This window comes from Roseovarius salincola (genome assembly GCF_026891095.1).
GTDB classification, from domain to species: Bacteria; Pseudomonadota; Alphaproteobacteria; order Rhodobacterales; family Rhodobacteraceae; genus Roseovarius; species Roseovarius salincola.
On sequence record NZ_JAPTNL010000039.1, the window covers coordinates 1 to 7,216 of the forward strand.

5 protein-coding genes and 1 pseudogene are annotated in these 7,216 nt (G+C 60.2%); 2 read left to right on the forward strand and 4 right to left on the reverse strand.

The genetic code is table 11. The features are described from left to right. Nucleotides 1-55: 55 nt before the first annotated feature. The 4 genes and pseudogenes from N5A93_RS19250 to N5A93_RS19265 form a co-directional block, all read right to left on the reverse strand. Nucleotides 56-361, reverse strand: a complete 306-nt coding sequence (locus N5A93_RS19250) for a type II TA system antitoxin, ParD family (RefSeq protein WP_268956717.1) — start codon at nucleotides 359-361, stop codon at nucleotides 56-58. 115 nt (nucleotides 362-476) lie between these two features. Beyond that, nucleotides 477-995, reverse strand: a pseudogene (locus N5A93_RS19255) (alpha-ketoglutarate-dependent dioxygenase AlkB); the annotation flags it as partial. After that, complete coding sequence (locus N5A93_RS19260; protein WP_268956718.1) at nucleotides 955-1,635, reverse strand: Rossmann-like fold-containing protein; 681 nt, start codon at nucleotides 1,633-1,635, stop codon at nucleotides 955-957. The pseudogene N5A93_RS19255 and the gene N5A93_RS19260, both read right to left, overlap by 41 nt. 851 nt (nucleotides 1,636-2,486) lie before the next feature. Beyond that, entirely contained in the window at nucleotides 2,487-2,744 is a 258-nt protein-coding gene (locus tag N5A93_RS19265; RefSeq protein WP_054538582.1) for a pyocin activator PrtN family protein, read from the reverse strand. Between the two features lie 281 nt (nucleotides 2,745-3,025). On the opposite strand from N5A93_RS19265, the gene N5A93_RS19270 reads away from it, so the two are divergent. Beyond that, nucleotides 3,026-4,219 carry a DUF932 domain-containing protein gene (locus N5A93_RS19270; RefSeq protein ID WP_268956719.1) on the forward strand — a complete coding sequence of 398 codons (1,194 nt, stop codon included), beginning with the start codon at nucleotides 3,026-3,028 and terminating at the stop codon, nucleotides 4,217-4,219. Between the two features lie 1,019 nt (nucleotides 4,220-5,238). Next, nucleotides 5,239-7,125, forward strand: coding sequence for a ParB/RepB/Spo0J family partition protein (locus N5A93_RS19275; RefSeq protein ID WP_268956720.1), 1,887 nt, complete (start codon nucleotides 5,239-5,241; stop codon nucleotides 7,123-7,125). The last annotated feature ends 91 nt before the right edge of the window (nucleotides 7,126-7,216 follow it).

Below are 7,216 nucleotides of genomic sequence, written 5' to 3' on the forward strand. Positions count from 1 at the left end.
TCCCTGTCGCCAGAAAGGGTAAAGGTGGACGACTTTTACGCCGCCCGCAGCAGGCTCATCCCGCCGCTACCGTGGCCGACTTTCGCACCGCCGTTCTCACTCCCGCGCGCTCGCGCTCTTCGCGCCGGATCTCGTCAAGGGACTTGCCAGAAAGCTGGCCACGCCGCGCCTGCTCGATCCTCGGCTCCAGGAAGTTGGCCAGCGCCATGAAAGCCTGGTCTTCGCTCATCCCGGCAAGGGCAGGGGCGTCGCCAAGCGCTCGGCTCAGAACATAGTCCTTGATACTCTGCCCCTTGAGAGCAGCGATGGCCTTGAGCTTCTGATGGTCTTCCGGCGAAATGTCGATCGAGAGTCTGGGCATGCCAAGAGGGTAGTCGATTGCGCCCCACATTACAACATTTGTTGAAGTTCATCTGCCGAAATGTCAGCGAAATGCGTCGCGTTCGTTGGGACCTCTGGCCTTCGACAAGATCCGTCTTTCTGGCCGGAATGGCATGGGTCCACTCATGGCGGGCTTCACCAGCCATAATCAAAAGGCTGTCGGGCTGGAGCAGAAGGTCCATTTTCCGGGCAGACTTCTGCGAGGCAAACCGCATCACGCATGCCGAGAGCAAGCTCAGGGAGGCGATCGTCTCCCCAAAGCAGGGTTGGCAGTCGATATGGGCAGAGATGCCCTGCCCGGGCTGATATTCGTTGACGATGACCTGATCCGGAACGGCTTGAAAATGGCCTTCAGAGGTCAACCGTTCCGCCAGGTGCTGAAATAGGTCGGGCAGTAGCCCGAGATAGTCCTCCCGCCGGGCCTGCCGCGCCTTGTAGTCGTAGCGATAGCCATAATGCTGGACGCGTCGCTTCAGATCGGTGCGCCAAGGGGCTGCGTCGATCTCACGGACGAGCCTTTCGGCCTCATCCTCGTGGATGAAATTTGCCAGATAGGTCAGCCCGTCCGGCCACTCATCCGGAAAAAACGAAAGTTGCGAAGGCGGTATGGCCATCGGTGGCGGACCCCTCGTTGGCCATGTTCTGGTGAGAATATCCCGCGTAGTCTTCGGGGTCGCAACTGAAGATCGCCGGAGCGGCAAACCCGGCCTTCCGCGCCGCCTCGTCCAACTTGAACGCGCCCTCGTAAAACGGGCTGTCCACGGTAGAGATGACGACCAGACCGCCCGGTTTCAGGTGGTTCCGAGCGCTCTTGAGAAACCGGGTCACCAAGACATGATTTGGGTTCTGTCCGTAGCGTGGATATCGGGAGGCCACGTTTGGAAACTGGAAGATGATTGTTCGAAACTGGCGTTTCCCGATGGTGTCGGAGAGCCCTGTGGTATCCACGCCGGTTTTGACGCTGCATCCTAGCTTCAGAAGCTTGCGCGCATTGTCACAGGCGGTGTCCGTTAGGCCTTCCTCTGCCTCGTCCACTGTCGCCAGGATCGAGGAGGCTGGATCACGCGGCGTGCGCGACATCGTCAGAGCAAAGCTCAGATTGCCTTCCCCGACAAACAGAACGCTTCCCATGCGCATACGGGCGGTGAAGTCGAATTTCGCCGCCATCTTGGCCAGCGTCTTTGTCGACAACGCCGGATATCGGACCGCCTGGTGAATGGCGTCCTGAAGCGTTGCGCCGCGAAATTCATACATGGTGATCCCCAGCCCGGTTTTGCAAAACCTCAGCAGACCAACGCATTGCGGTTAATCCTCGGTTAATCCTCGGTTAATCATGCGTTCTCTTGTGGCATTTTAGCTGGTTGCGGGACAGAGGACCGGACCAATCAGGCCAGAAGGCACTATATCATTTGATAGAACATCTTTCGAATTTGTGCACGTGAGTAGGCGTTGAGAGCCGTAGTGGCCTGTAGTATCTGCGGGTCGCCTGCCGATATGTCGGTCGCGGCGCTGGGCAGTGTGGACCGTGGTCAGGTTCTCCCCACGTCCCGACACGCGCAGGAACGCAGGGTTCGATCGTGACGGCGCTTCAACGCAACCCTACCCAAACGCCGCTGTTTACCTGTCTTTGCGCGGGGTGGGGTGGCAGTACAGTCGCCGTGTGCGTATGGTGTGCACAGCGGGTCCGTTCTGGTATTGGGCGCATCCGAGGAGATTGCCGAATGCCCAACAACGCAGCCACCGAGGCAGCGCGCCTATCTATCGCGCCGATGATGGACTGGACCGACAGTTCAAAAAGTCTGTGATTTTTCAAATTTCTAAGGTCATGTTGTAGCCCGTGTTGTAAATCATGTTGTAAGTCCGTCCCGGTCGTGCGCACAAAAAGTAGGCAGAAAATCTGATAGGCCATCGTCGCGCGGCCCCGTTTTCGAATTTGATTTCAGAGGGTTGGGATCGGGCTGGAAAGGTTTTGCCCAGTTTTTCACCGGCGAAGCTTTGGCCAGCTGGATTGGATGGATCGATGCGGTGACAAAACCCCTCGCCAGATCACTTTTAGCGGGTGTTCTGGGCCACAGGACGAGCCTCCTCTGAAGAGCCGAAGATCACTACTTGAAGGCGTCCCGCTCGTACAGCGCGACCTCGCGACGCTTGTCGAGATAGGTGGCGAGATCCGAGAGGTGGACGCCCTTCGCGCTCTTCTGGCTACGCTCCGATCGCACCAAGGGCAGATCGATTTCACCGGAACTGACCTTCCTGAGAAACTTCGGCAAGGTCAGATGGGAAAAGTAGTCTTTGCAGACCGCATCGACCGGCACGACCGCGCGGCCATCATATTGAGCCATCAGGAGAAAAAGCGTGTTCATCGGTCAGTCTCGGTGGTTTCTCTGCTCCACATCCTGACCTCAGCCACGTTGTCCATCAATGCGAGCGGGCGGCGGTGTTTGGTGTGATCAGGGACCTTGATCGTGAAAAGGGCGGCAATCGGTGGCAGAAGGGGGCGAACAAATAGGACAGAATGCGATCAAATCGGCGGACTTCCTGCGGACGTTCACCGGATTTCCGAGAGCCAGAGGCGGGCAGGGAGGGCCGTGACGGGTTGAGGGCTGGAGGAGAGGCTTCCGGCGCCCGTCGCGGAGGTTTCCCAATGAATACCGAAATTATCGATGCCGGGCGTGACATCAGCGGCGGCTACAAGGTGGATGTGTCGCGCGGCACAAATGTGGACCGGGTGTCGTCTGAGTGGTTCTCGCGCCCGGATGACGAGCGGTATCTGTCGCTGAACGATCTTTTCGCCTCGGTGAAGGGGCGCGCTGAGCGGAGCCGCACCCGCACCGTTGAAAGCGCCGCGATCCGGGTCGAGGCACATCGCGACAACCCGGAGAAGCTTGGGCTGGTTCTGCCCGGTGCGGATGAGCCGATTGAACCGACGCATTGGTCCTTCGGCCAGCTCTCGAGCCTCGTCGGCGCGCCCGCGGCCTATCTGCGCCAACTGCCTGCGCCGCTGGCGGGCATCAACCTGCAATACGGGCTGACGAACCACCGGGCCGAACAGATCAAGACGCTGGAAACCGGAGATGGACGCACCGAACTGCGTGCCGTGACCGGACCCGACTATGGCCGCATCTACGATCACGAGTTGGTCTCTGCGGTTCAACGCATCGCGGGCAATGGCACAGGCGACACGCGCTGGAAGGTCCCCGGCGTGCTCGACTGGTCGACCGGCATCTACAACCCGCGTGTGGACGTGACGAAGGAAACGACGACGCTTTACGCCTCCGACCGCGACGTGTTCCTGTTCCTCGTCGACGATCTGAATCCGATCGAGGCGGGGCTACTGCCCGACGGCTCGCCCGACCTCTACTTTCGGGGATTTTATTGCTGGAATTCGGAGGTGGGGGCGAAGACGCTCGGCATCGCCAGCTTCTACCTGCGCGCGGTCTGCCAGAACCGCAACCTCTGGGGTGTGGAGGATTTCCAGGAGATCAAGATCCGGCACTCGAAATACGCCGCCTCACGCTTCGCGCATGAGGCCGCCCCGGCGCTCAGCCGCTTCGCCGAGTCCTCGCCCGCGCCCTTCATCGACGGCATCCGCGCGGCGCGCGAGAAGATCGTCGCGCGGTCGGACGACGACCGGCAGGATTTCCTGCGCAAGCGCGGGTTCTCGAAGGCGGAGACGGGGCGGATCGTCGAGACGGTGCTGGCCGAGGAAGGCCGCCCGCCGGAGAGCGTCTTCGACTTCGTGCAGGGGATCACCGCGGTGGCCCGGTCGAAGCCGCAGCAAGATGCGCGGTTGGTGATGGAGGGGAAGGCGAAGGTGTTGCTGGAGAAGGTAACTTAGTCTGGAAAATGGGGAGGTGGTCAGTCTTTCAACCACTTCCCTCGCTGCACAATGGCAACGTTTGCCATGAGCCAATAGTATCGTTTGCTTTGCGGCACACCAATGCCTGCTGCTCAATGCGGGCTAGCAAAGCGCCCAACAAGTCATTCTATGTTCCACCTACAGAATGCAATTCCATAAGTAGGAAAAAGCAAAAGATACGCCCGATGTTTCTATTACGCTCCTTGTACAGCGGGTCTTTTCTTCAATCGAGTCAGTTATCGGCACCCTTTCGATGCGTATATATGGCATTCCCTCCCCCTCGTAGGCGCGAATATGTACTGGGCCTTCAAAATGGAAGCTATAGTCCTCCGCTCGGTAGTCGCCTATAATGGAGTAAGGGTTGCTGAGTAGTTCTTGTACTGGAATAATGAAGGTAACTTCGAGTCCATTTATCTGATACCGTGAAAAGAATATTGTAGGGTCTTCAATATTAACGACAGATGGTAAGTCACTCCTTTCGAAAGAGAGTGTCAAATACGCCACGTCACTTTCAAAATTACTGTATAAACTAGAAACTTCATCCGAAGATACTGAGTTAAGGTCAAACTCAGGCAACAGCCTATTGGAAAAGAATAGCTGATAAACGAGAGGTACCAAAGTCACAAATGCTACAATTCCACTGAAAGTAATATACTTCGTTTGCATTAAGCATTTGACCCTATGCATGTTGCGGCGTCACGACATCCGTCCTGAAGATGTAACACTGGGTGAGCGGCTCGTCGAGATGATTGCCTCCCGTCTAATCGTTCTGCAAGCTATCGCACTGCGAAGCGCCCCAAGAAGTTGTCCTGATAACCCTTTGAAGCGTGCGTGCGGACGACTTGCGGAGTATCGTGCTGCCGCTTGCAGTACGAGGACGCTAGAAAGCAAACGCAGGGCTACGCCCTTCCTTAGAGTGAGAGGTGGGCCGGGTTTTCCGTGACGGGTTTGGAGGTCGGGAGAGAGGCTCCCGGCTGGCCCGTCACGGAGTAATCCCGATGACAAAGCAACAGAAAATCACCCTCAGCGCCTCGCGCGACATCCCCTTCAACAAGCTGATGCTCAGCCAGTCAAACGTGCGCCACGTCAAGGCGGGCGTGTCGATCGAGGAGCTGGCCGAAGACATCGCGCGGCGGACGCTGCTCAGCTCCATCACCGTGCGGCCCGTGCTGGACGACAATGGCGCCGAGACCGGCATGTACACGATCCCCGCCGGCGGGCGGCGGTTCCGGGCGCTTGAGCTGCTCGTCAAGCAAAAGCGCATGAACAAGACCGCACTGGTGCCCTGCATCGTGCGCACCGACGGGCTGGCGGAGGAGGACAGCCTGGCCGAGAACGTCCAGCGCGCGCCGCTGCATCCGCTCGACCAGTTCCGCGCTTTCCAGGCGATGCGCGAGAAAGGCCGCACCGAGGAGGAGATCGCCGCGGCCTTCTTCGTCTCGGCCAGCGTGGTCAAACAGCGGCTGAAGCTCGCCGCCGTAGCACCATCGCTGCATGATGCCTATGCCGAGGAGGAAATGACGCTCGATCAGCTCATGGCCTTCACCGTCAATCCCGATCACGCGCGGCAAAGCCAAGTCTGGGAGGCGTTGCAGCGGCACTATTCGCGGCAGCCCTACGAGATCCGCCGCATGCTGACCGAGGGGGCGGTGCGGGCCTCGGACAAGCGGGCGCAGTTCGTCGGACTCGACGATTACGTCGAGGCGGGCGGCGAAATTCTGCGCGACCTGTTCCAGCAGGATGACGGCGGCTGGCTACAGGATGCCGCCCTTCTCGACGTCATGGTGCGCGAGAAACTGGCCGAGAAGGCCGAGACGGTCCGTGCCGAGGGCTGGAAATGGATCGAGGTCGACACCGAGTTCCCCTATGGCCACACCTTCGGGATGCGCCGGGTCCATGGCGAGGCGGTGCCGATGACATGCGAGGAAGCCGCCCGCTACCAGGCGCTGAAGGCCGAATACGACGCGCTCGAGGCCGAGCACGCAGAAGCCGACGAGCTGCCCGACGATGTCGATGCCCGGTTGGGCGAGATCGAGGAGACGATGGAGGCATTCGAGGCGCGCCCGATCCGGTTCGAGTCCGAGGATCTGGCGCTGGCCGGGGCCTTCGTCAGCATCGACAGCTCCGGGCGGCTGCGGGTCGAACGCGGCTATGTGCGGCCCGAGGATGAGCCGGTCGAGGAGGTGGAGGACACCGGCGAGGTCGCATCGGCAGCGGCGCCGGACGAGGACGCTGATGACACCGCCGTTTCTGCCGCGGACGAGGAGGAAGAAGACGACGGCCTCAAGCCGCTCTCCGACCGCCTCGTCATGGAACTCACGGCCCATCGGACCCTGGCATTGCGCAATGCGCTGGCCCAGGACCCGCAGGTCGCTTTCCTCGCGGCGCTGCACGCGATGGTCTTGCGGCTCTTCTATCGCTACGCGGTCGACAGCTGCGTCGAGATCGAACCGCGCAACGCGGCTTTCGGATCGCAGGTGCCGGGCCTCGGTGATACGCCCTACGCGCAGGCCATCGACCAGCGTCACGATACCTGGGCGCGGAACCTGCCGAAGGCACCCGAAGACCTCTGGGAGGCCCTGACCGAGTTCGACAGTTGCAGCCGCGAGGCGCTCTTCGCCCATTGCGTGGCGATGAGCGTGAATGCCGTCCACGACCCCTACCAGCGCCGCCCGCGCGCCATCGCGCATGCGGATGTGTTGGCCGGGACCGTCGGACTCGATATGGCCAAGGCGGGCTGGACGGCGACGGGCGACAGTTACCTCGGCCGTGTGACCAAGGCCCGCATCCTCGAAGCAGTGCGCGAGGCGAAGGGTGAGGACGCCGCTGACCGGATCGCCGGGCTGAAGAAGCCCGAGATGGTGACGGCAGCAGAGGATGTCTGACGTCAGCACCCATGGGACAGATTTGATGTTTTCGTAACGGAGGATTTCTGGTTCATCGCAGCCATCAAGGAGCGAAGATGAACAAGAAATC

What these genes read in the sequence shown, in the direction of transcription:
- N5A93_RS19250 (WP_268956717.1), bottom strand. Translation starts at nt 361, where the DNA reads ATGCCCAGACTCTCGATCGACATTTCGCCGGAAGACCATCAGAAGCTC.
- N5A93_RS19260 (WP_268956718.1), bottom strand. Translation starts at nt 1,635, where the DNA reads ATGTATGAATTTCGCGGCGCAACGCTTCAGGACGCCATTCACCAGGCG.
- N5A93_RS19265 (WP_054538582.1), bottom strand. Translation starts at nt 2,744, where the DNA reads ATGAACACGCTTTTTCTCCTGATGGCTCAATATGATGGCCGCGCGGTC.
- N5A93_RS19270 (WP_268956719.1), top strand. Translation starts at nt 3,026, where the DNA reads ATGAATACCGAAATTATCGATGCCGGGCGTGACATCAGCGGCGGCTAC.
- N5A93_RS19275 (WP_268956720.1), top strand. Translation starts at nt 5,239, where the DNA reads ATGACAAAGCAACAGAAAATCACCCTCAGCGCCTCGCGCGACATCCCC.